General features: G+C 64.6%; 23 protein-coding genes. 17 read left to right on the plus strand and 6 right to left on the minus strand.

What is annotated here, in order from left to right; genetic code table 11:
• Positions 1–77: 77 nt before the first annotated feature.
• Positions 78–1,697: a peptide chain release factor 3 gene (locus tag ACYVB7_RS05515; RefSeq protein WP_460505615.1), complete on the minus strand. Its 1,620-nt coding sequence runs from the start codon at positions 1,695–1,697 to the stop codon at positions 78–80.
• A 68-nt stretch (positions 1,698–1,765) separates the two neighbouring features.
• Between ACYVB7_RS05515 and ACYVB7_RS05520 the strand changes: the two genes are divergently transcribed.
• Entirely contained in the window at positions 1,766–3,052 is a 1,287-nt protein-coding gene (locus ACYVB7_RS05520; RefSeq protein WP_460505616.1) for an RsmB/NOP family class I SAM-dependent RNA methyltransferase, read from the plus strand.
• Positions 3,053–3,196: 144 nt separating this feature from the next.
• Positions 3,197–4,405, plus strand: coding sequence for a DesA family fatty acid desaturase (locus ACYVB7_RS05525; RefSeq protein WP_460505618.1), 1,209 nt, complete (start codon positions 3,197–3,199; stop codon positions 4,403–4,405).
• Positions 4,406–4,473: 68 nt separating this feature from the next.
• Here the strand turns inward: ACYVB7_RS05525 and rpmG are convergent, their stop codons facing one another.
• The 3 genes from rpmG to trxB all read right to left on the minus strand — a co-directional run bounded on the left by rpmG (position 4,474) and on the right by trxB (position 6,023).
• Positions 4,474–4,644, minus strand: coding sequence for a 50S ribosomal protein L33 (rpmG, locus tag ACYVB7_RS05530; RefSeq protein WP_460505619.1), 171 nt, complete (start codon positions 4,642–4,644; stop codon positions 4,474–4,476).
• 19 nt (positions 4,645–4,663) lie between these two features.
• Positions 4,664–4,897: a large ribosomal subunit protein bL28 gene (gene rpmB, locus ACYVB7_RS05535; RefSeq protein ID WP_460505620.1), complete on the minus strand. Its 234-nt coding sequence runs from the start codon at positions 4,895–4,897 to the stop codon at positions 4,664–4,666.
• A 178-nt stretch (positions 4,898–5,075) separates the two neighbouring features.
• The gene (gene trxB / locus ACYVB7_RS05540) at positions 5,076–6,023 is read right to left on the minus strand and encodes an NAD(P)/FAD-dependent oxidoreductase (RefSeq protein WP_460505621.1); all 948 of its coding nucleotides are present in this window, start codon (positions 6,021–6,023) and stop codon (positions 5,076–5,078) included.
• A gap of 89 nt (positions 6,024–6,112) precedes the next feature.
• On the opposite strand from trxB, the gene ACYVB7_RS05545 reads away from it, so the two are divergent.
• From ACYVB7_RS05545 to lysS, 10 genes are all read left to right on the plus strand, one after another.
• Complete coding sequence (locus ACYVB7_RS05545; RefSeq protein ID WP_460505623.1) at positions 6,113–6,784, plus strand: Crp/Fnr family transcriptional regulator; 672 nt, start codon at positions 6,113–6,115, stop codon at positions 6,782–6,784.
• 34 nt (positions 6,785–6,818) lie between these two features.
• Complete coding sequence (locus ACYVB7_RS05550) at positions 6,819–9,323, plus strand: DNA translocase FtsK (RefSeq protein WP_460505624.1); 2,505 nt, start codon at positions 6,819–6,821, stop codon at positions 9,321–9,323.
• Between the two features lie 5 nt (positions 9,324–9,328).
• Positions 9,329–9,964: a LolA family protein gene (lolA, locus tag ACYVB7_RS05555; protein ID WP_460505625.1), complete on the plus strand. Its 636-nt coding sequence runs from the start codon at positions 9,329–9,331 to the stop codon at positions 9,962–9,964.
• Between the two features lie 24 nt (positions 9,965–9,988).
• Positions 9,989–10,684, plus strand: coding sequence for a glycine-rich domain-containing protein (locus ACYVB7_RS05560; RefSeq protein WP_460505626.1), 696 nt, complete (start codon positions 9,989–9,991; stop codon positions 10,682–10,684).
• Entirely contained in the window at positions 10,677–11,981 is a 1,305-nt protein-coding gene (locus ACYVB7_RS05565) for a replication-associated recombination protein A (RefSeq protein WP_460505627.1), read from the plus strand. The genes ACYVB7_RS05560 and ACYVB7_RS05565 overlap by 8 nt, the downstream gene beginning before the upstream one ends.
• Before the next feature lie 322 nt (positions 11,982–12,303).
• Positions 12,304–13,233 (plus strand): branched-chain amino acid ABC transporter permease, encoded by a 930-nt coding sequence (locus tag ACYVB7_RS05570; protein ID WP_460505629.1) that lies wholly within the window; start codon positions 12,304–12,306, stop codon positions 13,231–13,233.
• Between the two features lie 19 nt (positions 13,234–13,252).
• Positions 13,253–14,350 (plus strand): branched-chain amino acid ABC transporter permease, encoded by a 1,098-nt coding sequence (locus ACYVB7_RS05575; protein WP_460505630.1) that lies wholly within the window; start codon positions 13,253–13,255, stop codon positions 14,348–14,350.
• Positions 14,347–15,117: an ABC transporter ATP-binding protein gene (locus tag ACYVB7_RS05580; protein WP_460505631.1), complete on the plus strand. Its 771-nt coding sequence runs from the start codon at positions 14,347–14,349 to the stop codon at positions 15,115–15,117. The genes ACYVB7_RS05575 and ACYVB7_RS05580 overlap by 4 nt, the downstream gene beginning before the upstream one ends.
• Positions 15,118–15,136: 19 nt before the next feature.
• Positions 15,137–15,853: an ABC transporter ATP-binding protein gene (locus tag ACYVB7_RS05585; protein WP_460505632.1), complete on the plus strand. Its 717-nt coding sequence runs from the start codon at positions 15,137–15,139 to the stop codon at positions 15,851–15,853.
• A 101-nt stretch (positions 15,854–15,954) separates the two neighbouring features.
• Positions 15,955–17,547, plus strand: coding sequence for a lysine--tRNA ligase (gene lysS / locus ACYVB7_RS05590; protein ID WP_460505633.1), 1,593 nt, complete (start codon positions 15,955–15,957; stop codon positions 17,545–17,547).
• Between the two features lie 153 nt (positions 17,548–17,700).
• Here the strand turns inward: lysS and rpoH are convergent, their stop codons facing one another.
• Complete coding sequence (gene rpoH / locus ACYVB7_RS05595) at positions 17,701–18,639, minus strand: RNA polymerase sigma factor RpoH (protein WP_460505634.1); 939 nt, start codon at positions 18,637–18,639, stop codon at positions 17,701–17,703.
• A gap of 212 nt (positions 18,640–18,851) precedes the next feature.
• Here rpoH and ACYVB7_RS05600 point away from each other — a divergent pair, with 212 nt between their 5' ends.
• Genes ACYVB7_RS05600 through ACYVB7_RS05615 form a run of 4 tightly spaced genes read left to right on the plus strand, consistent with a single transcriptional unit; the run spans position 18,852 to position 23,667 of the window.
• A complete protein-coding gene (locus ACYVB7_RS05600; protein ID WP_460505635.1) occupies positions 18,852–19,478 on the plus strand; it encodes a phage tail protein in 627 nt (208 codons plus the stop codon).
• Between the two features lie 11 nt (positions 19,479–19,489).
• Positions 19,490–20,083 (plus strand): phage tail protein, encoded by a 594-nt coding sequence (locus tag ACYVB7_RS05605; protein ID WP_460505636.1) that lies wholly within the window; start codon positions 19,490–19,492, stop codon positions 20,081–20,083.
• A 12-nt stretch (positions 20,084–20,095) separates the two neighbouring features.
• Positions 20,096–20,701: a phage tail protein gene (locus ACYVB7_RS05610; protein ID WP_460505637.1), complete on the plus strand. Its 606-nt coding sequence runs from the start codon at positions 20,096–20,098 to the stop codon at positions 20,699–20,701.
• Between the two features lie 5 nt (positions 20,702–20,706).
• On the plus strand, positions 20,707–23,667 hold the full coding sequence (locus ACYVB7_RS05615) for an IPTL-CTERM sorting domain-containing protein (RefSeq protein ID WP_460505639.1): 2,961 nt from the start codon (positions 20,707–20,709) through the stop codon (positions 23,665–23,667).
• Here ACYVB7_RS05615 and ACYVB7_RS05620 read toward each other — a convergent pair whose 3' ends face one another.
• Positions 23,668–24,615, minus strand: a complete 948-nt coding sequence (locus tag ACYVB7_RS05620; protein ID WP_460505713.1) for an EamA family transporter — start codon at positions 24,613–24,615, stop codon at positions 23,668–23,670. It lies immediately after the preceding gene.
• A gap of 86 nt (positions 24,616–24,701) precedes the next feature.
• On the opposite strand from ACYVB7_RS05620, the gene ACYVB7_RS05625 reads away from it, so the two are divergent.
• Positions 24,702–25,184, plus strand: coding sequence for an Lrp/AsnC family transcriptional regulator (locus ACYVB7_RS05625; RefSeq protein ID WP_460505640.1), 483 nt, complete (start codon positions 24,702–24,704; stop codon positions 25,182–25,184).
• Positions 25,185–25,236 lie beyond the last annotated feature (52 nt).

A 25,236-nucleotide genomic window follows, 5' to 3' on the forward strand; every position in this document is an offset into this window, starting at 1 on the left:
GGCAGTCTGAATCGGCGCTGAGACCCGTTCATTCTGCCCCGGTTCCCACGGGGCGGCTGGCGGGGGGCGACGACGGCTCACATTGCCTTGTGGAACACCAGCCCCGCGTGTTCCCGCATGGCGTGGAACTTGATCTTGGGCCAGTTGGCCTCCACGGCGCGCAGGGTGGCGTTGTGGTCCACCAGCAGGGTGGGAGCGTCCACCGCGTCCAGCGCCACGCGGTGCTGGTTGGCGTCGATGAAGCGTTTCAGCTCCTGCTCGCCACCGTCTTCCGGCGCACAGGTCACCCAGCGGGCCACCTGGTAGTTGCTGTGGGTGATGCGAGCTTTCACACCGTATTCGGTTTCCAGCCGGTGCGCCACCACCTCAAACTGCAACTGGCCCACGGCCCCCAGCATCAGCACGCTGCCTGCCACGGGGCGGAAGACCTGGATGGCCCCTTCCTCGCCCAGCTGGGTGAGCCCGGCCTTGAGCTGCTTGGTGCGCAGCGGGTCGGCCACTTCCACGCTGCGGATGATTTCCGGCGCAAAGAAGGGCAGGCCGGTGAACTGGAGTTGCTCGCCCTCGGTGAGGGTGTCGCCCAGTTGCAGCACACCGTGGTTGGGGATGCCGATGATGTCGCCCGCAAAGGCCTCGTCCAGCAGCTCGCGGCGCTGGCTCATGAACGTCACCACCGTGTTGGGCTTGATGACCTTGCCGCTGCGCACCACCTTCAGGGGCATGCCGCGTTCGAACTTGCCGCTGGCCACGCGCACAAAGGCGATGCGGTCGCGGTGCGCCGGGTCCATGTTGGCCTGGATCTTGAACACCACGCCGCTGAACTTGGGTTCAGTCGGCTCCACCACGCGCTGGATGGCGGGCTTGGGGCCGGGCGGCGGGGCCAGGTCCACCAGGGCGTCCAGCACCTCGCGCACGCCAAAGTTGTTGATGGCCGAGCCGAACAGCATGGGCGTTTGGCGCCCGGCCAAAAACTCGGCTTCGTCAAACGCGGGGCTGGCACCTTCCACCAGCTCCATTTCGTCCTTGGCCTGGGTCCATTCCATGCCGAAGCGGCTGGCGGTGTCGGCATTGTCCAGGCCCACCAGCACCTCTTCGTCGCCGCCTGCGCGGTCTTCACCCGCGGCAAACACGCGCATCTGGTCGGTGCGGCGGTCGTACACACCGTGGAACTGCTTGCCCATGCCCACCGGCCAGGTGAAGGGCACGACGGTCATGCCCAGCTCGCGCTCGATTTCGTCCATCACGTCCAGCGGGGCCTGCACCTCGCGGTCCATCTTGTTCACAAAGGTCAGGATGGGCGTGTTGCGGGCGCGGCAGACCTGGAGCAGGCGGCGGGTTTGGGGTTCCACGCCGTTGGCGGCGTCAATCACCATCAGCGCGGCGTCCACGGCGGTCAGCACGCGGTAGGTGTCTTCCGAAAAGTCCTGGTGGCCCGGGGTGTCCAGCAGGTTGATGACGCAGTCGCGGTATTCCATCTGCATCACGCTCGATGCGACCGAAATGCCGCGCTGCTTTTCAATCTCCATCCAGTCCGAGGTGGCGTGGCGGGCGGCCTTGCGGGCCTTGACCGAACCCGCGATGTTGATGGCACCCGAAAACAGCAACAGCTTTTCGGTGAGGGTGGTTTTACCCGCGTCAGGGTGGGAGATGATGGCGAAGGTGCGGCGACGGCGCACTTGGTCTTGAATGTCGGACATGGGGCGCGATTATCCCAGCCCGGGGTGGGCGCCCGGCGGGTGGGCGGGGCCATGGGACAATCGGGCCCATGCATCCCAAAGCCTTGCTGGACGCCTGCACCGACCTGGTGAGGCTGGTCCTGAAATTCGATCATCCCGCCGACGCCGTGGTGTCGCGCTACTTCCGCGAACACCGCAACCTGGGCCCCCGCGAGCGGGCCACGCTGGCCGAAACCGCCTACGCGGTGCTGCGCCACAAGCTGTTGTTCGAGTACCTGGCCCGCAGCGGCCCCGGTTCGCGCGAGCGCAAGCTGGCGGTGCTGGGCTTCCATGGCGACCGGGGGTTTGTCAAATCCGCCCTGAGCGACGCCGAAAAAACCTGGCTGGACGCCACCGACCAGGTGCCCTCGGGCGACCTGCAACCCCACCACCGCCACAACCTGCCGGAATGGATGGTGCCGCCGCTCAAGGCCCAGGTGGGCGACGACTTCCAGGCCTTGGCCGAGGCGCTCAACCAGCCCGCGCCGCTGGACTTGCGGGTCAACGATTTGAAGCAAAAAAGGCCTGCTGCGCTTGATCTGCTTAAGAAGGCTGCTATTGAAGCAGAAGCAACGCCGTATTCGCCCTGGGGCATTCGCGTGCCCGGCAAACCCGCCATCCACAAGCTGCCCGCTTTCCTGAGCGGCGAGCTGGAGGTGCAGGACGAAGGCTCGCAACTGCTGGCCTGGCTCACCGAGGCCAAACGTGGCGAAATGGTCACCGACTTCTGTGCCGGGGCCGGGGGCAAAACCCTGGCGCTGGGTGCCATGATGCGCAGCACGGGCCGCCTGTATGCGTTCGACGTGTCGGCCCACCGGCTGGATGCGCTCAAGCCCCGTCTGGCGCGCAGTGGCCTGTCCAACGTGCACCCGGTGGCCATTGCCCACGAGCGGGACGAGCGCATCAAGCGCCTGGCCGGCAAGATGGACCGGGTGCTGGTGGACGCACCTTGTTCCGGCCTGGGCACCCTGCGCCGCAACCCCGACCTGAAATGGCGGCAGACCGCCCAGGCCGTGGCCGAGTTGCAGGCCAAGCAGTTGGCCATCCTGTCCAGCGCCTCGCGCCTGGTGAAGGCGGGCGGGCGGCTGGTGTACGCCACCTGCAGCATCCTGAGCGACGAAAACGAGGCCGTGGCCGAGCGCTTCACCGCCGAACACCCCGACTTTGACGTGCTGCCCGTGCCCGACCTCCTGGCCCGCTTGCTGGCGCAGGGCACCAGTGAGGCCGAGGCCGCCCAACAGGCCCAAAGCCTGTGCCACGGCCCGCATTTGCGCCTGTGGCCGCACCGCCACCAGACCGACGGTTTTTTTGCGGCCGTCTGGCAGCGCAAGGGCTGACCGGCAGGCCCCATCCGTCATTCGTTGCCTGCGCGACATGCGGCAGGTGCGCTGAGCCGCTTCGCTCTCTACAATCAAGAGCCCATCGTTGGGGCTCCTGCGCACACGCCTGCGCAGGGATTGTTTTGCGAAAGTAGGCTACACATGAATGTTCTGGACACCTTGGTCCATTGGCTGGGCCATGGTCTGATCAACACCACCTGGTGGCAAGTGGTGCTGATCACCCTGGGGTTGACCCACGTCACCATCGCCAGCGTCACCATCTTTCTGCACCGCCATCAGGCGCACCGGGCGCTGGACCTGCACCCCATTCCCTCCCATTTCTTCCGTTTCTGGCTGTGGATGACCACGGGCATGGTCACCAAGGAGTGGGCATCCATCCACCGCAAGCACCACGCCAAGTGTGAGCAGGAGGGTGACCCGCACAGCCCGGTGGTGTTCGGCATCAAGAAGGTGCTGACCCAAGGGGCCGAGCTGTACCGCGCCGAATCCAAAAACGCCGAAACCATGGCCCGTTATGGCCACGGCACGCCCAACGACTGGCTGGAAAACAAGGTCTACGCGCCCCATTCCGCGCTGGGGGTGAGCCTGATGCTGATCATCGACGTGCTGCTGTTCGGTGCCATCGGCCTGACCATCTGGGCCGTGCAGATGGCCTGGATTCCCATCACTGCCGCGGGCATCATCAACGGGCTGGGTCACCATTGGGGTTACCGCAACTTCGAGGCGGCCGACGCCAGCACCAACGTCTCGCCCTGGGGCGTCCTGATTGGGGGCGAAGAGTTGCACAACAACCACCACACCTACCCCACGTCGGCCAAGCTGTCGGTCAAGTCGTACGAGTTCGACATTGGCTGGGTCTACATCCGCGCCCTGGAAATGCTGGGTCTGGCCAAGGCCCGCAAGACCGTGCCCCACATGGTGCTGGGTGACGTGAAGCCGGTGGCTGACGAAAAAACGCTGGAGGCCATCATCGCCCATCGCTACGAGGTCATGGCCCAGTACGCCCGGGAAATGCGCCGCGCCTGTGCCGCCGAACTGGAGGCCGCCAAAGCCCGCAGCGCCGATCTGGCCGATGTGTCTGTGCTGAAGGTGGCCCGCCGCTGGCTGCCGCGTGACGACGAGAAGGTGCCTGCCGCGTTGCGTCCGCAGCTGGCCCAGGTGCGGGCCCAGCACCCGGTGCTGGACAAGATGCACAGCATGCGTGAAGAGTTGCGGCTGCTCTGGTCGTCCACCACGCTGTCGCGCGAGCAGCTGGCCAAGGAACTGCAAGCCTGGTGTCGCCGGGCGGAAGACAGCGGCGTGGCCGCGCTGAAAGAGTTCTCGTACACCCTGCGCGCCGTGCGGGTGTGATGGTTGCCGGAGGCAACAAAAAAGCCGCTGGAATCCAGCGGCTTTTTTTGTGGGTCAGTTGAAGTGGATCACTTCAGCTTGATTTCCTTGTACTCGACGTGTTTGCGAGCCTTGGGGTCGAACTTCATGAAGCTCAGCTTTTCGGGCGTGGTCTTCTTGTTCTTGTTGGTGGTGTAGAAGTGGCCGGTACCCGCAGTGGATTCCAGCTTGATCTTTTCGCGTCCGCCTTTGGTTGCCATGGTCGGTTCCTTTCAGTGATCAGGCTTGACCACGTGCACGCATGTCAGCGAGCACGGCTTCAATGCCGTTTTTGTCGATCAGGCGCAGGGCAGCGCTGGAAACGCGCAGGCGCACCCAACGGTTTTCGCTCTCAACCCAGAACCGGCGGTATTGCAGGTTGGGCAGGAAACGGCGCTTGGTTTTGTTGTTGGCGTGGGAAACGTTGTTTCCCACCATGGGCTTCTTGCCCGTGACTTCGCAGACGCGTGCCATGTGTGGACACTCCGAAAAACACAGCTGCCGTGGCCTGTCGGCCTGAAAGCCCGTTTGCACCGGGCTTGGCAGCTTCACCTCGCCAAAAAAAGGGTGGCGGTAACCCTGAAAAGCCTGCGATTATAGCCCGGCCTTGCAGAGCCGGGCAAATGCGGGGTGGTCGACCGACCAACGGGGCTCAGGCCCCGCCTTGTTCCAGGAAGCGCTGGGCGTCCAGCGCGGCCATGCAGCCCGTGCCGGCGCTGGTGATGGCCTGGCGGTACACATGGTCCTGCACGTCCCCGGCGGCAAACACGCCGGGCACGCTGGTCATGGTGGCAAAGCCGGTGTGGCCGCCGCGGGTGATGATGTAACCGTCCTTCATCTCCACTTGGCCTTTGAAGATGTCGGTGTTGGGCTGGTGGCCGATGGCGATGAAGCAGCCTTGCACGTCCACGTTTTCGGTGGCGCCGGTCTGCACGTTTTTCAGGCGCACGCCGTTCACGCCCTTGTCGTCGCCCAGCACCTCGTCGAGCACGCTGAACAGTTTGAGTTCAATCTTGCCGGCTTCCACCTTTTCCATCAGGTGGTCGATCATGATGGCCTCGGCCTTGAACTTGTCTCGGCGGTGGATCAGGGTGACCTTGCTGGCGATGTTGGAGAGGTACAGCGCCTCTTCCACGGCGGTGTTGCCGCCACCCACCACCGCCACGGGCTGGCCGCGGTAGAAGAAGCCGTCGCAGGTGGCGCAACCACTCACGCCCTTGCCCATGAAGGCTTCTTCGGAGGGCAGGCCCAGGTATTTGGCCGAGGCACCGGTGGCAATCACCAGGGCGTCACAGCTGTACTGGCCGCTGTCGCCGGTCAGCACAAACGGGCGTTTGGACAGGTCCACCGCGTTGATGTGGTCGAACACCATGTCGGTCTTGAAGCGTTCCGCATGTTGCTGGAAGCGCTGCATCAGTTCCGGACCCTGCACGCCGTTGACGTCGGCGGGCCAGTTGTCCACCTCGGTGGTGGTCATGAGTTGTCCGCCTTGGGCGATGCCGGTCACCAGCGTGGGCGACAGGTTGGCGCGGGCGGCGTAAATGGCTGCGGTGTAACCGGCAGGGCCGGAGCCCAGAATCAGAACTTTAGAATGCTTCATGGTGGTTCAACATTGTAGGGAGACAGCTTTGGCTGGCCTTAAGCTCCGACCTTCGCGGTCCCGCAACCACCCTCACTGTCCAGGCAACCATGTCGATTCTGTCCAATCTTGACCTGATCCGCAGGGTTCCCCTGTTTTCGTCCCTGACGCCCACGCAGGCACAGTTTGTGGCCGACGCCGTGACCAAGCAGCGATACCGCCGGGGCGACGTGATCGTGGAGCAGGGCAAGAAGTCGGGATTCCTGGCCATCCTGCTCACCGGACGCGCCCGTGTGTTGACTTCGGACGAGCGTGGGCGCGAGGTGTTCCTGGCCACCTTGCACCCCGGTGACCACCTGGGCGAGATGAGCCTGATCGACAACCAGCCCCATTCGGCCACGGTGCGGGCCGACATCCAGACCGACGTGTTGTTGCTGGGGCGCACCGAGTTTGCCCGCTGCCTGCCCGAGAACAACGCCATGGCCTACGCCATCATGAAGGGTTTGGTGCAGCGTTTGCGACAGGCCGACCGCAAGATTGAATCTTTGGCGCTGATGGATGTCTATGGCCGGGTGGCGCGTGCGCTGACTGATCTGGCGGTGGAACAGGCCCCGGGGCAATGGGTCATTGCGGGCAAGGTGTCCCGCCAGGAGCTGGCCAAGATGATCGGTGCCTCTCGTGAGATGGTGAGCCGGGTCTTCAAGGACCTGGAGGACCGGGGCTTCATCGAGGTGCAGGCCGATGGCCGCACCTTGGTTCACGACCGCCTGCTTCGCCCCTGAGCCCTGACGCACATCCGCGTCTTTCCCCTTTTGCATGACTTATTCACTCAACACCCTCAACACCGATCGCGCCACGGCCCCCCCGTCGGGCATTCGCCGTTTCACCCAGGAGATGGGCCTGGTCGTGGGGCTGGTGCTGCTGGTGTTTGCCTTGCTGGCCTTGCTGACGCACCATGCGTCCGACCCGGCCTGGTCCACCACAGGGCAAGGCGGCGCTGTCACCAACTGGGCGGGCCGGGCGGGGGCCTATGTGTCCGACATGGCGCTGTACCTGTTTGGCCTGTCGTCCTGGTGGATGGTGCTGGTGGGGGTGCGGGTGTGGCTGGGCACGCTGGCCAACTGGCTGCGCACCGAGCGTGCGCCGACTGAGCCTGAACCCGAAGGCCGCTGGGCCTGGGTGCATGCGGCTCCCTTGCGCCGCCTGGGTTATTGGGCGCTGTTTCTGGCGCTGCTGGTGGCCAGCATGGTGCTGGAATGGAGCCGCCTGTACCGGCTGGAGGCCTGGCTGCCCGGGCATGCGGGCGGGGCGTTCGGCTATTGGCTGGGGCCCATGGCGGTGCGCTGGCTGGGGTTCAACGGTTCGGCCTTGCTGGCCATTGTGGTCATGGTGCTGGCGTCGGCCCGGGTGTTCCAGTTTTCGTGGGGGCACTGGGCCGAATCCATCGGTGCTCGCCTGGACGGTTGGTGGCAGGCCCGCAAGGACCGCCTGGAAGCGAACGAAGACGCCCAGATCGGGCGCCAGGCGGTGCGTCAGCGCGAAGAGTCGGTGGCCGACTGGGCCGAGGCTTTGCCCCATGGTCATCCATCACCCGCGGTGTTCAAGGAACCCACCCTGGACGGCCCCTTGCCCGTGGCCCCCACGGGACCTGACCTGCTCAACGAGCTCACCCCGCCCTGGGACGAGGCCCCTGCCCATGCCGCGGCAGTTGCAGCGGCACCCAGCACCCACCGGGTGGAGCGGGCGATTCACATTGAGCCTGTGGCCGCCGACATTGCCGTCAGCGAGCGGGTGGTGAAGGAACGGCAAAAACCGCTGTTCTCCGAAATGCCCGATTCGCACCTGCCCCAGGTGGACCTGCTGGATGGCCCGCCCGGACGGCAGGAAACGGTGTCGCCCGAAACGCTGGAAATGACCAGCCGCCTCATCGAGAAAAAGCTCTCTGACTTTGGTGTGCAGGTCACGGTGGTGGCGGCGGCCCCCGGCCCGGTCATCACCCGCTACGAAATCGACCCCGCCACCGGGGTTAAGGGGGCGCAGGTCGTCAACCTGGCCAAGGACTTGGCGCGGTCCTTGAGCCTGGTGTCCATCCGCGTGATCGAGACCATCCCGGGCAAGAACACCATGGCGCTGGAGCTGCCCAACGCCAAGCGGCAGACCATCCGCCTGAGCGAAATCCTGGGCTCGCAGGTCTACAACGACGCCAAGAGCCTGCTCACCATGGGTCTGGGCAAGGACATCGTGGGCAACCCGGTGGTGGCCGACCTGGCCAAGATGCCGCACTGCCTGGTGGCCGGCACCACGGGGTCGGGTAAGTCGGTGGGCATCAACGCCATGATCCTGAGCCTGCTGTACAAGGCCGACGCCCACGACGTGCGCCTCATGCTCATCGACCCCAAGATGCTGGAAATGAGCGTCTACGAGGGCATTCCGCACCTGCTGTGCCCGGTGGTCACCGACATGAAACAGGCCGCCAACGGCCTGAACTGGTGCGTGGCCGAAATGGAAAAGCGCTACAAGCTCATGAGCAAGATGGGCGTGCGCAACCTGGCCGGTTTCAACACCAAGATCGACGAGGCCAAGGCGCGGGGCGAGATCATTGGCAACCCCTTCAGCCTCACGCCTGAGCAGCCCGAACCGCTGGACCGCCTGCCGCACATCGTGGTGGTCATCGACGAGTTGGCCGACCTGATGATGGTGGTGGGCAAGAAGATCGAAGAGCTCATTGCCCGCCTGGCGCAAAAGGCGCGGGCCGCGGGCATCCACCTCATCCTGGCCACGCAGCGGCCCAGCGTGGACGTGATCACCGGCCTCATCAAGGCCAACATCCCCACCCGCATCAGCTTCCAGGTGTCCAGCAAGATCGACAGCCGAACCATCCTCGACCAGATGGGCGCCGAAGCCCTGTTGGGCATGGGTGACATGCTCTACATGCCCAGTGGCACGGGCTTCCCCCAGCGGGTGCACGGCGCGTTTGTGTCCGACGAAGAGGTGCACCGCGTGGTGGCTTATCTCAAAGAACAAGGCGGCGAGCCCAACTACATCGACGGCGTGCTGGAAGCCCCGGTGGGCGAGGGCGATGGTTTTGGTGGCGAGGTCGACGGTGGTGGCGCTTCCGGCGAAAAGGACCCCATGTACGACATGGCGGTGGAAATCGTCCTGAAAGACCGCAAGGCCAGCATCAGCTATGTGCAGCGCAAGCTGAAAATTGGCTACAACCGCTCGGCCCGCCTGCTGGAAGACATGGAAAAAGCCGGTCTGGTGAGCGCCCTGACCAGCAGCGGCCAGCGCGACATCCTGGTGGCGCCCCGCGCCGATTGACCCACATGCACAAACTAGTTGCTTCTGTTTTTATAGCTTCTTGCGCTTTCAATGCAAGCGCTGGAGGCCTGAAAGACCTTGAAAACTTTCTGTCGGGCACACGGGCGGGCAGTGCCGCCTTCACCCAGACCGTGACCGCGCCCAGCCGCGCCGGGCAGGCTGCGCCGCGCACCAAGACCTCGGGCGGGCGTTTCGAGTTTCAGCGGCCCGACCGCTTTCGCTTCGAGTACAGCCGCCCGTTCGAGCAGACCATCGTGGCCGATGGCAAGACGCTGTGGCTGTTCGACCGCGACCTCAACCAGGTGACCCAAAAGCCCCAGGCCCAGGCGCTGGGCAGTGCACCGGCGGCGCTGGTCACGTCGTCGGCCAGTTTGTCCAAGCTGGCCGAGGTGTTCGAACTGTCCGACGAGCCCGAAGCCCAGGGCCTGAGCTGGGCCAAGGCCGTGCCCCGCCAGGCCGATGGCACGCTGCGCAGCGTGCGTGTGGGTTTTGCCGACGGCCAGCTGGCGGTGCTGGAAATGGAAGACAGCTTTGGCCAGCGCTCGGTGCTCAAGTTCGAGGGCTTCAAGGCCAACCCGGCGTTTGAAGCGGGGCATTTCAATTTCAAGCCGCCGCCCGGTGCGGACGTGCTCAAACCCTGAGGCAGGCCAACGGTGGCCCTGAACTTGGCAAGCCTTCTGAGCGGGGGCTTGGCGCTGGCCACCGTGACCCTGGCCGGTGTGGTGTGGCGCATGCGGGTGCGGCAGCGGCGCACGGCGTTTCTCGACCAATACCCCTGGCCCCGGGGCCTGCTGGAGCGTTTGCGCAAGCGTCGCCCGCAATTGACCCCGCGAGACACCGAGCTGGTGGCCCAGGGCCTGCGGCAGTTCTTCCGGGCCTACCAGATGAGCGGCCATGCCTCGCTGGCCATGCCCTCGCAGCTGGCCGACGACCTGTGGCACGAGTTCATTCTGTACACCAAGGCCTACGACGCGTTCTGCCGCCAGGCCTTTGGGCGGTTCTTCCACCACACGCCAGCGGCGGTGCTGGGCAAGAAGCGGGACATCAACGCCGGGTTGCGGCGCTGCTGGTGGTGGTGTTGCCGCATCGAGTCCATCCAACCCGCCAAGCCGTCGCGCCTGCCCCTGCTGTTCGCGCTGGACGCCAAGTTCGGCATCCCCGACGGCTACCGGTATGTGCCCGACTGCTCGGGCGTGCGGCGGGACGATGGCTCGGGTGGGACGCAGTGCGCGGGTGATTTTTCAGACGCCTCGGTGGATGGGTCCACCGACGGTTGGGGTCCGGACGGCACTTCCGGGGATGCGGGAAGCGATGGTTCGGGCGACGGTGGTTGCAGCGGAGGAGGGTGTGGGGGTGACTGATTTGTTTGCACAGGAGCCCATGGCCCCGCTGGCCGAGCTGTTGCGCCCCCGCACGTTGGACGAGGTGGTGGGGCAAAGCCATTTGCTGGGGCCGGGCAAGCCGCTGCGGCTGGCGTTCCAGTCGGGCAAGGCCCATTCCATGATCTTCTGGGGGCCGCCCGGCGTGGGCAAGACCACGTTGGCCCGGCTGACCGCCCACGCCTTCGGCAGCGAGTTCATTGCCCTGTCGGCGGTGTTTTCGGGGGTCAAGGACATCCGCACCGCCATGGAGCAGGCCCAGCAGCACCTCAGCCAGGGCAAACACACCATCCTGTTCGTGGATGAAATCCACCGGTTCAACAAATCGCAGCAGGACGCGTTGCTGCCGCATGTGGAATCGGGGCTGTTCACCTTCATCGGGGCCACCACCGAGAACCCCTCGTTCGAGGTGAATTCGGCCCTGCTGTCGCGGGCGCAGGTGTATGTGCTGAAGTCATTGACCGACGACGAGCTGCGTTTGCTGCTCCAGCGGGCGCAACGCGAGGCCCTGGCCCACCTTCAGTTGGAGGCGGCGGCCGTGGACACCTTGGTGGGGTATGCCGATGGCGACGCACGGCGTTTTCTCAACCTGCTGGAGCAGTGCAGCACGGCGGCCGGGGCGGCGGGCACGCAGACCGTGGACGCCGCGTTCGTCACCAACGCCCTGAGCTTGAACGCCCGCCGTTTCGACAAAGGCGGGGATCACTTCTACGACCAGATTTCCGCCTTGCACAAGTCGGTCAGGGGCTCCAACCCCGATGCTGCGCTGTACTGGTTGTGCCGCATGCTCGATGGCGGTGCCGATCCTCGCTACCTGTCGCGCCGCATCGTGCGCATGGCCTGGGAAGACATCGGCTTGGCCGATCCGCGGGCCCTGCAGGTGGCCAACGACGCTGCACTCACCTTTGAGCGTTTGGGCAGCCCCGAGGGCGAGCTGGCGCTGGGGCAGGCGGTCATCTACCTGGCGGTGGCCGCCAAAAGCAACGCGGGCTACAAGGCCTACAACGCCGCACGCAGCTTTGTGAAGCAGGACAAGAGCCGCGAGGTGCCTGTCCACCTTCGCAATGCGCCCACCCAGCTCATGAAGGAGCTGGGGCACGGCCGCGAATACCGCTACGCCCACGATGAGCCCCATGCCTATGCGGCGGGCGAAACCTACCTGCCCGAGGGCATGGCTGCACCACATTGGTACCAGCCGGTGCCGCGGGGGCTGGAAGCGAAGATCGGGGAAAAGCTGGCGTTTCTGCAAAAACTGGACGATGAAGCCGACCCGTGCTGACCCATTGGGGTTTATCCGCCGAAGCGCATGACAGCTTCATGAAAAATTAGCATGACTTCAGTGTGTTGCTGAATAATCAGTCGGGCTGATGAAGATGCTGCTTCTCTGATGCAGCAGGGAAACGGGTTGAAATGACCCCAATGCCCTCGGGAAAACCCGAGCAATCCGGCGCCGTGCGGCGGTTTTTCGGGTAAGCCCCTTGGCTACAATCCGCCTCCAGCCCGCAGCCAGGTTCCTACAGGAAGTTGGCTGGCGGGTTTTTTGCTAGCCAGTTCGACTTGGACCTGGTTGGCAGGTGCCCCAACAACGGAGAAACACACATATGGATATCTTGCTACAGCAGATCATCAACGGTCTGGTCTTGGGCAGCATGTACGCACTGGTGGCGCTGGGATACACCATGGTGTACGGCATCATCGGGCTGATCAACTTTGCCCACGGTGACGTGCTGATGGTGGGTGCGCTCACCAGTTGGACCATCATCATTGCCATGCAAGAGGCCATGCCCGGTGCGCCGGGTTGGATCGTTCTGGTGCTGGCCATCCTCATTGCGATGGTGGTGTGCTCGGTGTTGAACTTCACCATCGAGAAGCTGGCCTACCGGCCTCTGCGCAATTCGCCTCGTCTGGCTCCGCTGATCACGGCCATCGGCATGTCGCTGCTGCTGCAGACCATCGCCATGATCATCTGGAAACCCAATCCCAAGTCGTATCCGTCGGTGCTGTCCACCGAGCCCTTTGCCATTGGCGGAGCGGTGATTTCGGTGACCCAGGTGTTCATCCTGGCTTCCACCGCCATCACGCTGGCCCTGCTGATGTGGCTGGTCAACAGCACCAAGCTGGGGCGTGCCATGCGTGCCACGGCTGAAAACCCCCGCGTGGCCGGCCTGATGGGCATCAAACCCGACTTCGTGATTTCCGCCACCTTCGTCATCGGGGCCATGCTGGCCGCGCTGGCTGGCGTGATGTGGGCCGCCAACTACGGCACCGTGCAGCACTCCATGGGCTTCATGCCGGGTCTGAAGGCCTTCACCGCAGCCGTGTTCGGTGGCATCGGCAACCTGGCCGGTGCGGTGGTCGGGGGGATTTCCCTGGGCCTGATCGAAGGCATTGGTGCGGGTTACCTGGGCGACCTGACCGGGGGTGTGCTGGGCAGCCAGTATTCAGACATCTTCGCGTTTGTCGTGCTGATCATCGTGCTGACGCTGCGTCCTTCGGGTCTGTTGGGTGAGCGCGTGGCGGACCGCGCCTGAGCGACCGAGGAGAAACTTCATGAACTACAAAAATCAACAAGGCAAATTCATTTGGTTTGCGCTCTGTGGCTTGGGGCTGCTGGTGCTGCCCCTGCTGCTGCAACCCTTTGGCAACGCCTGGGTTCGCATCGTCGACATGGCTCTGCTGTACGTGATGCTGGCCTTGGGCCTGAACATCATCGTGGGTTTTGCCGGTCTGCTGGACTTGGGCTACGTGGCGTTCTTCGCCACCGGTGCCTACCTGATGGGCTTGCTGAACTCGCCCCACCTGACCGACACCTTTCCGGCGTTGGCGGCGATGTTCCCCAACGGCATGCACAACAGCGTGTGGTGGATCCTGATTGCCGCCTTGGTGGTCGCGGGAACGGTGGGCATGCTGCTGGGTGCCCCCACCCTCAAGCTGCGCGGTGACTACCTGGCCATCGTGACCCTGGGCTTCGGTGAAATCATCCGCATCTTCATGCTGAACCTGGACCGCCCGGTCAACATCACCAACGGCCCCAAGGGTCTGATGCAGATCGACGCCATTTCGGTGTTTGGTGTCAGCCTGGGCCAGAAGCAGACCTTCTTCGGCATCACGTTCCAGTCGGTCACGCTGTATTACTACCTGATCCTGCTGTTTGTGTTGCTGATCGTGCTGGTGTCCACCCGCCTGGAGCGTTCGCGCATCGGCCGTGCCTGGATGGCCATCCGTGAAGACGAAATTGCCGCCAAGGCCATGGGCCTGAACACCCGCAACCTCAAGTTGCTGGCCTTCGGCATGGGCGCGTCGTTCGGTGGCGTGTCGGGCGTGATCTTCGCCAGCTTCCAAGGGTTTGTGTCTCCGGAGTCCTTCAGCCTGATGGAGTCCACCATGATCGTGGCCATGGTCACGCTGGGTGGTCTGGGTCACATCCCTGGTGTGGTCCTGGGTGCCCTGTTGCTGGCGGCCCTGCCTGAGCTGCTGCGTCACATGGCCGGTCCGCTGACCATGCTGACCGATGGCCGTCTGGCCCCCGAAATCCTGCGTCAGCTGCTGATTGCACTGGCCATGATCATCATCATGCTGTCTCGTCCGCGCGGCCTGTGGCCAGCGCCTGAGCACGGCAAGTCCCTGAGCAAAGGAGATGCAGCATGAGCGCTGACATCGTGCTGAAAGTCGCGGGTGTGTCCAAACGGTTCGGTGGCCTCCAGGCCCTGAGCGATGTGGGCATCACCATCAAGCGGGGTCAGGTCTATGGCCTGATCGGTCCCAACGGTGCTGGCAAAACCACCTTCTTCAACGTGCTGACGGGGCTGTACACGCCCGACAGCGGAACGTTCGAGCTGGCTGGCAAGCCCTACACACCCACTGCGGTGCATGAAGTGGCCAAGGCCGGTATTGCCCGCACGTTCCAGAACATCCGGTTGTTTGCCGAAATGACCGCGCTGGAAAACGTGATGGTGGGTCGCCATGTGCGCACCAAGTCGGGCCTGCTGGGCGCGGTGCTCCGCACCCCCGCCTTCAAGGCAGAAGAGCAAGCCATTGCCAAGCGCGCCCAGGAGCTGCTGGACTACGTGGGCATTGGCAAGTATGCCGACTTCAAGGCCCGCACCCTGTCCTACGGCGACCAGCGTCGTCTGGAAATTGCCCGTGCCTTGGCCACCGACCCGCAATTGATTGCGCTGGACGAACCGGCCGCCGGCATGAACGCGACCGAAAAGGTGCAGCTGCGCGAGCTGATCGACCGCATCCGCAATGACAACCGCACCATCCTGCTCATCGAGCACGACGTCAAGCTGGTCATGGGCCTGTGCAACCATGTCACCGTGCTCGACTATGGCAAGCCGCTGGTCAGCGGCACGCCGGCCGAGGTGCAGAAGAACGAAAAAGTGATCGAAGCCTATCTGGGCACGGGCCACTGAACGCAGCGAGAACTTCCCAATGGCAAAAACACTGCTGAAAGTCAAGGGCCTCAAGGTCAACTACGGCGGCATCAAGGCCGTCAAGGGTGCCGATCTGGAGGTGAACGAGGGCGAGTTGGTCACCCTGATCGGGTCCAACGGCGCAGGCAAGACCACCACCATGAAGGCCATCACGGGCACCTTGCCCTTTGCCGAAGGTGACATCGAGTACCTGGGCCAGAGCATCAAGGGCAAGGGCTCTTGGGACCTGGTCAAGGAAGGCCTGGCCATGGTGCCGGAAGGTCGTGGGGTGTTCACCCGCATGACCATCACGGAAAACCTGCAAATCGGTGCTTTCACCCGCAACGACAACGACGGCATTGCCGCCGACATGGAAAAGATGTTCAACATCTTCCCGCGTCTGCGCGAACGCAAGGACCAGCTGGCCGGCACCATGTCGGGTGGCGAGCAGCAAATGCTGGCCATGGCGCGTGCGCTGATGAGCCGCCCCAAGGTGCTGTTGCTGGACGAACCTTCCATGGGCTTGTCCCCCATCATGGTGGACAAGATCTTCGAAGTGGTGCGCGACGTGTACGCCCAGGGCGTGACCATCCTCCTGGTGGAACAGAACGCCAGCCGCGCCCTGAAGATTGCCGACCGTGGCTACGTGATGGACTCCGGTCTCATCACCATGACCGGCGACGCCAAGTTGATGCTGGACGACCCCAAGGTTCGCGCCGCGTACCTGGGCGAGTGAGGTTTTTCCGCTGTGCGGGGCGGGTTTCGTCCCCGCATGTCGTTCAAACTTAAAATGATGGGTTGCGCTTTACGGCGCAGCCCATTTTCTTTTTCCCCATCATGACTTCACAAACCCCTCCCGCGTCTGCCGCGCACGCCCACGCCTCCGAAGCCTTTGACGACAACCAGCTCATTGCCGAGCGTCGCGAAAAGCTCAAAGGCATCCGTGAGAAGGCCCAGGCCCAAGGCGGGGTGGCATTTCCCAACGATTTCAAGCCCGCCGACCGGGCTGAAGACCTGTTTGGCCGTTTTGATGCCCTGAGCCAGGAAGAACTGGAGCCCCTGGCAGCCACCGCCAGCGTGGCCGGTCGCATGATGTTGAAGCGCGTGATGGGCAAGGCTTGTTTCGCCACGCTGCAAGACGCCTCGTTTGGCCCCAGCAATGGCCGCATCCAGATCTACCTGAACAACGACAGCGTGGGCGCCGAAGCGCTGGCGGAGTTCAAGCACTGGGACCTGGGGGACATCATTGCCGCCGAGGGCAAGGTGTTCAAGACCCGCACGGGCGAGTTGTCCATCCACGCCACCCGCGTGCGCCTGCTGACCAAGAGCCTGCGCCCGCTGCCCGACAAGTTCCACGGCATCCACGACCAGGAGGTCAAGTACCGCCAGCGCTACGTGGACATGATGACCGACGAGGCCACCCGCAAGCGGTTTGTGGCCCGCAGCCGTGCGGTCAGTGGCATTCGCGAATTCATGGTGGAACACGGTTTCCTGGAAGTGGAAACCCCCATGCTCCACCCCATTCCCGGTGGTGCCAACGCCAAGCCGTTCGAGACGCACCACAACGCGCTGGACCAGCAGATGTTCCTGCGCATTGCGCCCGAGCTGTACCTCAAGCGATTGCTGGTGGGCGGGTTCGAGCGGGTGTTTGAAATCAACCGCAACTTCCGCAACGAAGGCATCAGCGTCCGCCACAACCCCGAGTTCACCATGATGGAGTTCTACGCGGCGTACTGGAATTACCAGGACCTGATGGACTTCACCGAAAAGTTGATCCGTGATGCAGCCATGAAGGCGGCGGGCACGCTGCAGCTCACCTACAACGGCGAGCCGGTGGACCTGAGCCAACCGTTCGAGCGCCTGACCATCCGCGAAGCCATCCTCAAGCACACCGCGGCGGGCGGCGACCTGGGCCACCATGGCGTGGCCGCGGTGGACGATCGCGAGTGGCTCATCAACGCCCTGAAGAAGCTGGGCATGAGCGAAGAGAAGAACAAACTCTCCGCCCGCACCCTGGCAGGGCTGCAGGTGCTGTACTTCGAGGAAACCGTGGAAGAGAAGTTGTGGAACCCCACCTTCATCTGCGAGCACCCCACCGAAATTTCGCCGCTGGCCCGGGCCTCTGACACCCGTCCCGAAGTGACCGAGCGTTTTGAGCTCTACATCACCGGGCGCGAGTTCGGCAACGGCTTCAGTGAGTTGAACGACGCCGAAGACCAGGCCGCCCGCTTCCATGCCCAGGTGGCCCAGAAGGACGGCGGGGACGACGAAGCCATGTACTTCGACCACGACTTCGTGCGCGCCCTGGAGTACGGCATGCCCCCGGCCGGTGGCTGTGGCATTGGCATGGACCGCCTGATGATGCTGTTGACCGACAGCCCCAGCATCCGAGACATCATCCTGTTCCCCGCACTGCGCCGGGAAGTTTGATTTCCATAGCAAACTTGTGCCGCCAATAAAGCGATAGGGTACAAAAAAGTTTGCAAATTCCATGAAAAAAACCACTGTGGCCCTGAGGGCGACAGTGGTTTTTTTGCAGGCCGCCTGAGGCGGGGCGCATGACGCAGGCGAAACGCCGCGCCGTCAGGCGGCAAATTCGCTCAGGCTCTTGCGCATCTTCTTCATGGCCGCCACTTCAATCTGGCGGATGCGTTCGGCGCTCACACCGTATTCAGCGGCCAGTTCGTGCAGCGTCATGCCGCCGGTGCCGTCGTCGTTCACCTTGAGCCAGCGCTCGGTCACGATGCGGCGCGAGCGGTCGTCCAACGCCGCCATGGCCTGGGCCACGCCGTCGGTGGCCAGGGCGTCGCGGCGGCGGGCCTCCAGCACGGCGGTGGGCTCGTGGCTGGCGTCGCTCAGGTAGGCGATGGGGCCAAAGGCTTCCTCGCCATCGTCGTTGGGCGTGGGGTCCAGCACCACGTCGCCGCCGGACAGGCGGGTTTCCATCTCGATGACGTCTTCGCGCTTGACGTTGAGCTCGCTGGCCACCACGTCGATTTCGCGGTCAGACAGGGTGCTGCGGTGGGGGGCGTTGTCGTCCAGGCCCGCATCGGCCTGGAAGCCCTGCTTCATGCTGCGCAGGTTGAAGAACAGCTTGCGCTGGGCCTTGGTGGTGGCCACCTTGACCATGCGCCAGTTCTTCAGGATGTATTCGTGGATCTCGGCCTTGATCCAGTGCATGGCGTAGCTCACCAGGCGCACGCCCTGGTCGGGGTCGAAGCGTTTGACGGCCTTCATCAGGCCCACGTTGCCTTCCTGGATCAGGTCGCCGTGCGGCAGGCCGTAACCCAGGTACTGGCGGGAGATGGACACCACCAGCCGCAGGTGGGACATCACCAGCTTGCCGGCGGCATCCAGGTCGTTTTGCTCGCGCAGGCGGCGGGCGTAAGCCTGCTCTTCCTCGTGGGTGAGCATGGGCATGCGGTTGACGGCCGAAATGTAGGCGTCCAGGTGGCCCAGGGGCGGCACCAAAGCCCAGGTTTGGGCTGCCGCCAGGGCGGGGGTGTTGAATGCAGCGGTCATGTGGAACCCTCCTCAATCCAAATGTTAGCACTCTCTGTGAGTGAGTGCTAAAGCACAAGTTCCCGTGGCGCCGTGGGTTTCAGCATACCGCGGTGGCGTTTGGCGAGCGTTGTGACGCTGTTGTGACGCCTGTGGTGAACAGTTCGCATTTGGTGGCGCCAGCGGATCACGCTGGGCACCGGAAGGCCAACATATTCATGGGGTTGAAAAGCATGTTCACAACAGAGAGCCGCCGCAGCTCGCCATGGCGGCGCGCCTTGCGGGGTGTGGTGGCGGTCGGCTGGGTCGGCCTGTCCGTTCTGCCCCTGGTCGGGCGGGCACAGACCGGGCCGTTCATTGGCGAAGTGATGTGCGGCGGCTGGGATTTCTGCCCCGCGGGGTGGGCTGAATGCAATGGCCAGCAGGTGCCCATTGCCGACAACGACGCATTGTTCACCCTGCTGGGGACCACCTATGGTGGGGATGGCCAGTCTACGTTTGCGCTGCCCAACATCCAAAGTCGCACGGTGATCGGGATGGGCACCGGCGCCGGCTTGCAAAGCCGGACCCTGGGCGAGACGGGGGGGGTTGAGGAGGTGGTGCTTTCGTCTCAGCAAATTCCCAGTCACAGCCATGGCTTGCAAGCGCACAGCGGTGCGGAGAAAGCCGCCACCCCACGGGATCGGGTACCAGGGGTGGCACCCGCCAGCGCCCCCATTTACGGCACAGGTGCCAACGCCTCGTTGGCGCCTGCATCGGTGAGCACAGTGGGCGGCAGCCAGCCCCACAACAACCTCCAACCCTATCTGGCGGTGAAGTGCTGCATTTCGCTGCAGGGTGTTTTTCCCACGCCATCTTGAGGGTGAACCACATGTGGAAACCACGCCAGTGGCGGTTGAGTGTGCGGTTGTTGGCCGCGGTGCTGGCTTTGCTGCCCGGGTTGTCCTGGGCGGAAGGCGACCCCTTTTTGGGCGAGATTCGCTGGGTGGCGTTTGGCTATGCGCCAAAGAATTGGGCGTTGTGCAAAGGTCAGATTCTGCCCATCAACCAGAACGTGGCGTTGTTTTCGTTGCTGGGGACCACCTATGGGGGCAATGGGACGACCAACTTTGCCTTGCCGGATCTGCAGGGACGAGCCCCACTGCACGTGAATGCGGGAGGAGGGTACGTTCTGGGGCAAAAGGGTGGGACCGAAGCCCACACGCTGACCCTGGCCGAGTTGCCCTCCCACACCCATGCGGTGCAGGTGGACGGGCGCGAGGCGACGCTGCCCACCCCCGATACCACCGCCTACCTGGCCAAGACCAGCGGGGGCACTTCGGCTTACGGCAGCACCCCCAGCACAACGCTGGCTGCGGAGTCGGTGACCTCCGTGGGGGGCGGTCAACCCCACACCAACATGAAACCCTTCATTGCGTTGACTTGCATCATCGCGTTGCAAGGCGTGTTCCCCAGTCAGAACTGAGCGACATTGCCAATGAACATCACAAACAAGAACTGGCGTGTCGTTGCATCCGCCGTGGTGGCGGCCCTTCAGCTGGGCATGCCCGATGGCTGCCGGGCGGGTGGGTCATCGCCCATCCTGGGGGAAATCATGTGGGTGCCCTACAACTTCGCCCCGACGGGGTGGGCGTCGTGTGACGGGCAACTGCTCAGCATTGCGTCCAATTCGGCGTTGTTTTCGTTGTTGGGCACCCGGTTCGGCGGGGACGGCATCACCACCTTTGCCCTGCCCGACATGCGAGGAAGGGTGCCTGTGCAGGCCGGTCAAGGCCCGGGATTGTCGGCGTACACCTTGGGTCAGTCGGGTGGTGAGGCCACCCACACGCTGACCCTGAACGAAATCCCTGCGCACACCCACGCCGTGCAGGTCAGCACCCAGACGGCCACCTTGACCGACCCGGCCAACCATGTGCTGGGGGCTGCGGCCAGTGGCCACCTGTACAGCCCTTCGACAGACGGCACCCTGGCCGCGGGTGCACTGGCGAGCGTGGGCGGTGGCCAAGCCCACAACAACATGATGCCGTACACCACCCTGCGCTGCATCATCGCGGTGCAAGGCGTGTTCCCCACGCATCCCTGAGAGGCATGGCTGTGTTTCAAGCGTTTTGCCGACGGATTTTGTGGGGCTTGGCGGCCTGTTGGGGCTTCATGGGCTCCGCCCATGCCGTGGATGTGGTGGTCAACGGCTCCCTCACGGCCAGCGCTTCCACGTTTGACCGGCCCAGCAACCGGTGGGTCAGCGGCAGCTATCAGGCTTCTGCCAACACCGCCATGCCGCGTGTGGTGATTCCCGTCACCACCGGCAGCAGCGGAGGCACATTCACGTTCACCGTGAATGGCAGCACCGCGTTCGATTCTTTCCTGGCGCTGTATTCGGCGTTTGATCCGGCCCAACCCCGGGCCAACCTCATTGCGGCAGACGACGACAGCGGGGGCTACCCGCATGCCCGCCTCTCTGGTGTCAACTTGGCCGCCAACACCACGTATCAGCTGGTGCTGACCAGTTATTCAGACCGCGTGGACGCGGTGTTCCCCAGGGATGGCGACTACGCGGTCTCCCTCAGCGGCGACCTGGCGGGCGACTTCGCCATCACCGCCACCGCAGACCCGGTGGGGTGGGGCACGGTGAGCTGCTCGCCCAGCAGTGTGACGCTGGGCGGCAGCAGCACCTGCACGGCCACCCCCCAAGCGGGCTACAGCTTCACGGGTTTCAGTGGCGACTGCACCGGGGGCAGTTGCGTCCTGAGCAACGTGGTGTCGGCCAAAAATGTGGTGGCGCACTTCGAGGTGGCCAGCTACGCCATCAGCGCCACGGCCAGTCCTGTTGCGGGTGGGGGTGTGAGTTGCTCGCCCAATCCCGTCACCCATGGCGGCAATGCCACCTGCACCGCCACGCCGAACAGTGGCTACACCTTCACCGGCTTCAGTGGCGGGTGTTCGGGGGCGAGTTGCTCCCTGACCGGTGTCACGGGCACCGTCAGCGTGACCGCTCACTTTGCGGCCCAAGTCAATGGCGCCTGCGGCAGCGCCAGCAACGCCACGCTGGTGACCACCGCGCCCGCGGCCAACCTGTGCAGCACCGGAGACGCCACCAGCGTGACCCCGGGAACGGCCAGCTACACCTGGGGCTGCAACGGGCAGAACGGTGGCACCAGCACCGCAGCCAATGCCTGTTCGGCGGGCCGTGGTTACGCCGTCACCCCCAGCGCCGGGGCCAATGGCAGCATCAGCCCCAACACCGTGCAGGTGGTGGCCCACAACGCGCAGCCCGCCTTCACCGTCACCCCCAGCGGGGGTTACACCGCCAGCGTGGGTGGCACCTGCGGCGGCAGCCTGAGCAGCGGCACCTACACCACCAACGCCGTCACCGCCAGTTGCACGGTGTCGGCCAGCTTTGCCGACATCACCGCCCCCACCGTCACCGGCCCCAGCATCAGCACCGGCCCCAGCCATGTCGGGGCCAGCCTGAGCGTCACCGCCGATGAAGCCGGCACCGGGTATTGGGTGCTGGTGCCCGCAGGCTCTGCCGCCCCCAGCGCAGCCGAAGTGCAGGCCGGGGTCAACTACGGTGCCGTCACCGTGGTGGCCGCCAACAACCTGGCCCTGGTGGCCAACACCCCAGCCACCATCACCCTCAGCGGCCTGAGCCCCAGCACCGCCTACGAGCTGTATTTCGTGGCCAAAGACGCGGCGGGCAACCCCAGCAGCGTGGCCAATGTGGCCATCACCACCCTGGCCGCGCCTGTCAACGGCACTTGTGGCAGTTCCAGCAACGCCGCACTGGTGACCACCGCGCCCAGTGCCAACCTGTGCAGCAGCGGCACGCCCACCAGCGTGACCACGGGCAACAGCAGCTACACCTGGGGCTGCAACGGGCAGAACGGCGGCACCAGCACCGCGGCCAATGCCTGTTCGGCAGGCCGTGGCTACACCGTCACCGCCAGTGCCGGGGCCAACGGCAGCATCAGCCCCAACACCGCGCAAGTGGTGGCCTACAACGCGCAGCCCGCCTTCACCGTCACCGCCAACAGCGGTTACACCGCCAGCGTGGGCGGCACGTGCGGCGGCAGCCTGAGCGGCGGCACCTACACCACCAGCGCGGTCACCGCCGACTGCGCGGTGGCCGCGTCCTTCACCCTCAACACCTACACCATCACCCTCACCGCCAACCCGCTGGCCGGGGGCTCGGTGAGTTGTTCGCCCAACCCCGTGTCCCACGGCAGCAGCGCGACGTGCACCGCCGCCCCCAATGCCGGTTACACCTTTGACCGTTGGGGTGGCGACTGCACGGGCACGGGCGCTTGCAGCCTGAGCAACGTGACCAGCACCAAGGCCGTGACGGCGCAGTTCATCCCCGTGGTCAACGGCACCTGTGGCAGCGCGGCCAACACCGCCAGTGCTTACACCCCGGCCAGCGCCAATCTGTGCGCCACCAACGGTGGCACCGCCAGCGCGGTGACCGCTGGCAGCAGCGCCTGGGGTTGGACGTGCAGCGGCAGCAGCAACGGCGGTACCCACGCCACCTGTTCCGCCCCGTTTGAAACCATCCCCGGGACCAACGGGGTGGTGGGGGCCATTCAGGCGGCCAGCACCAACAACTGGCAGGTGAGCACCGCCACGTCGGGGTTCATCGCCTTGCCGGCCCCGGCTCCGGCGGGAGTCACGTTCTCAGGGGGGGCCACCAAGGTGGTGCTGACCGGGGGTACCCTGGGCAGCCAGGCGACGGTGGTGCTGCGCTTCAGCAGCATTCCGGCGGGGGCACGGCTCTACAAGTACGGCAAGCAAGCGGCCACCGACACCAGCAGCCAATGGTTTGTGTTCCCCGCCACCATCGACCGCAACGCGGGCACGGTGACCTACGTGCTGACCGACGGCCAAAAGGGGGACAACGACTGGACGCTCAACGGCACCATCGACGACCCGGTGGGTCTGGGGGCGGGGGCCGACGTGTCGGGCGTGCCCACGCTGAGCGAGTGGGCGCTGTGGCTGCTGGCGGGATTGATGGGCATGGTGGCGTGGGGACGCTGCCGCCCCAGGGCGGCCTGATCAGCGAAGGGGCTGCACCGTGCGTTTGAGGCGGCGCAACGACGCCACCCACTGCGGCCCGAACAGCAGCAGCACCAGGGCGGCCACGATCAGCGGCAGGGCCAGGTAGACCCACCCGGTGAGTTGTTCGCCGCCCAAGGCCACGCCCACCAGCAGGGCCACCGCCGGGTTGACGAACGAGTAGCTGCCCGCCAGCGTGGCCGAGGTGTTTTGCAGCAGCCACAGGTAGGCGTTGAGGGCCACCAGCGTGCCCATCACCACCAGGTACAGCCAGGCCAGCCACGAGGTGGTGCTGATGTGAGACCACGCCGACACCGGCTCCAACGCCAGCGACGTGGCGGCCCCCAGGACGCCGCCGCACAGCCATTGGGTGGCGGGGGCCATGGGGCCTGGCGGCAGGTCGGCGTGTTTGGACAGGTAGGAGCCCAGGCTCCAGGCCAAGGGGGCCCCAAAGGCCAGCAGGCCGCCCAGCCAGGTGGCCGAAAAGTCACCTTCCAGGGCCAGCAGGCCCGCCCCGGCCACCCCCAGCCCCAGGGCCACCCAACTGGTGACGGGCACACGGGCCCCGCCCAGGCGCGTCCACAGCGTCAGCCACATGGGCATGGTGGCCACCACCGTGGCCATCAGGCCGGAGCCGATGCCCATTTTTTGGGCAAACCCCACCAGGTTCATGGCCACAAACACCATCAGACAACCGATGAGGGCGGATTGCCGCCACTGGGCGGCGGTGGGCCAGGCGGCACCTTGGCGTCGGGCCAGCAGCAGCATCAGGCACCCGGCGGCCAGGAAACGGCTGGCGTTCATGAACAGGGGCGGCATGGTTTTCAACGCCACCGACAGTCCAAAATAGGTGGTGCCCCACACCACGTAAACCAGCAGCAGGGCCACCACCAGCGGCCCTTTTCGGCTGAATGAAGGGTGACTTGCGGGATGGTGTGGCTGAATCATGTCTGTCATGATGGGTGTTTGGCCGGAAAATTTACTGATGTGGTGGGTTGTGGGCCAGTTTAACGCGGAAACTCCAGGTTTGTTCGATGAATTTACAGATTGACGATGTGGATGCCAGAATTCTTTCGGCCTTGAGTGGAGACAGCCGACGTTCCTACGCCGATGTGGGGGCAGAGGTGGGGTTGTCCACCGCGGCGGTGCACGAGCGGGTGCGCAAGATGGTGGAGCGCGGGGTGATCGAGCGGTTTTCGCTGCGCGTGGCCCCTGAGCGCGTGGGTCTGAACTTCACCGCCTTTGTGGCCATCCGCAACGATGGCGGCATCCACTGCCGGGAGGTGGCTCCGCGCCTGCGGGCCATGCCCGAGGTGCTGGAGCTGCACAGCGTGGCCGGTGAATACGACTTCATGGCCAAGATCCGCGTCACCCACGCCCGCGCCCTGGAGGATGTGCTGTACCAGATCAAGGCCATTGCCGGGGTGGCCCGCACCACCAGCACGGTGGTGCTGAACACCGAGTTTGAGGACCGGCCCCTGCAACTGGGGGGCGACCGCAACGTGCCAGGGACCTGAGAAGTCGAGGAAAAATTCAATATAAAAATGGCTGCCAGCACTTTGTATGAAA

This window comes from Hydrogenophaga soli, assembly GCF_054777695.1.

What these genes read in the sequence shown, in the direction of transcription:
- ACYVB7_RS05515 (WP_460505615.1), bottom strand. Translation starts at nt 1,697, where the DNA reads ATGTCCGACATTCAAGACCAAGTGCGCCGTCGCCGCACCTTCGCCATC.
- ACYVB7_RS05520 (WP_460505616.1), top strand. Translation starts at nt 1,766, where the DNA reads ATGCATCCCAAAGCCTTGCTGGACGCCTGCACCGACCTGGTGAGGCTG.
- ACYVB7_RS05525 (WP_460505618.1), top strand. Translation starts at nt 3,197, where the DNA reads ATGAATGTTCTGGACACCTTGGTCCATTGGCTGGGCCATGGTCTGATC.
- rpmG (WP_460505619.1), bottom strand. Translation starts at nt 4,644, where the DNA reads ATGGCAACCAAAGGCGGACGCGAAAAGATCAAGCTGGAATCCACTGCG.
- rpmB (WP_460505620.1), bottom strand. Translation starts at nt 4,897, where the DNA reads ATGGCACGCGTCTGCGAAGTCACGGGCAAGAAGCCCATGGTGGGAAAC.
- trxB (WP_460505621.1), bottom strand. Translation starts at nt 6,023, where the DNA reads ATGAAGCATTCTAAAGTTCTGATTCTGGGCTCCGGCCCTGCCGGTTAC.
- ACYVB7_RS05545 (WP_460505623.1), top strand. Translation starts at nt 6,113, where the DNA reads ATGTCGATTCTGTCCAATCTTGACCTGATCCGCAGGGTTCCCCTGTTT.
- ACYVB7_RS05550 (WP_460505624.1), top strand. Translation starts at nt 6,819, where the DNA reads ATGACTTATTCACTCAACACCCTCAACACCGATCGCGCCACGGCCCCC.
- lolA (WP_460505625.1), top strand. Translation starts at nt 9,329, where the DNA reads ATGCACAAACTAGTTGCTTCTGTTTTTATAGCTTCTTGCGCTTTCAAT.
- ACYVB7_RS05570 (WP_460505629.1), top strand. Translation starts at nt 12,304, where the DNA reads ATGGATATCTTGCTACAGCAGATCATCAACGGTCTGGTCTTGGGCAGC.
- ACYVB7_RS05575 (WP_460505630.1), top strand. Translation starts at nt 13,253, where the DNA reads ATGAACTACAAAAATCAACAAGGCAAATTCATTTGGTTTGCGCTCTGT.
- ACYVB7_RS05580 (WP_460505631.1), top strand. Translation starts at nt 14,347, where the DNA reads ATGAGCGCTGACATCGTGCTGAAAGTCGCGGGTGTGTCCAAACGGTTC.
- ACYVB7_RS05585 (WP_460505632.1), top strand. Translation starts at nt 15,137, where the DNA reads ATGGCAAAAACACTGCTGAAAGTCAAGGGCCTCAAGGTCAACTACGGC.
- lysS (WP_460505633.1), top strand. Translation starts at nt 15,955, where the DNA reads ATGACTTCACAAACCCCTCCCGCGTCTGCCGCGCACGCCCACGCCTCC.
- rpoH (WP_460505634.1), bottom strand. Translation starts at nt 18,639, where the DNA reads ATGACCGCTGCATTCAACACCCCCGCCCTGGCGGCAGCCCAAACCTGG.
- ACYVB7_RS05600 (WP_460505635.1), top strand. Translation starts at nt 18,852, where the DNA reads ATGTTCACAACAGAGAGCCGCCGCAGCTCGCCATGGCGGCGCGCCTTG.
- ACYVB7_RS05605 (WP_460505636.1), top strand. Translation starts at nt 19,490, where the DNA reads ATGTGGAAACCACGCCAGTGGCGGTTGAGTGTGCGGTTGTTGGCCGCG.
- ACYVB7_RS05610 (WP_460505637.1), top strand. Translation starts at nt 20,096, where the DNA reads ATGAACATCACAAACAAGAACTGGCGTGTCGTTGCATCCGCCGTGGTG.
- ACYVB7_RS05615 (WP_460505639.1), top strand. Translation starts at nt 20,707, where the DNA reads ATGGCTGTGTTTCAAGCGTTTTGCCGACGGATTTTGTGGGGCTTGGCG.
- ACYVB7_RS05620 (WP_460505713.1), bottom strand. Translation starts at nt 24,615, where the DNA reads ATGATTCAGCCACACCATCCCGCAAGTCACCCTTCATTCAGCCGAAAA.
- ACYVB7_RS05625 (WP_460505640.1), top strand. Translation starts at nt 24,702, where the DNA reads ATGAATTTACAGATTGACGATGTGGATGCCAGAATTCTTTCGGCCTTG.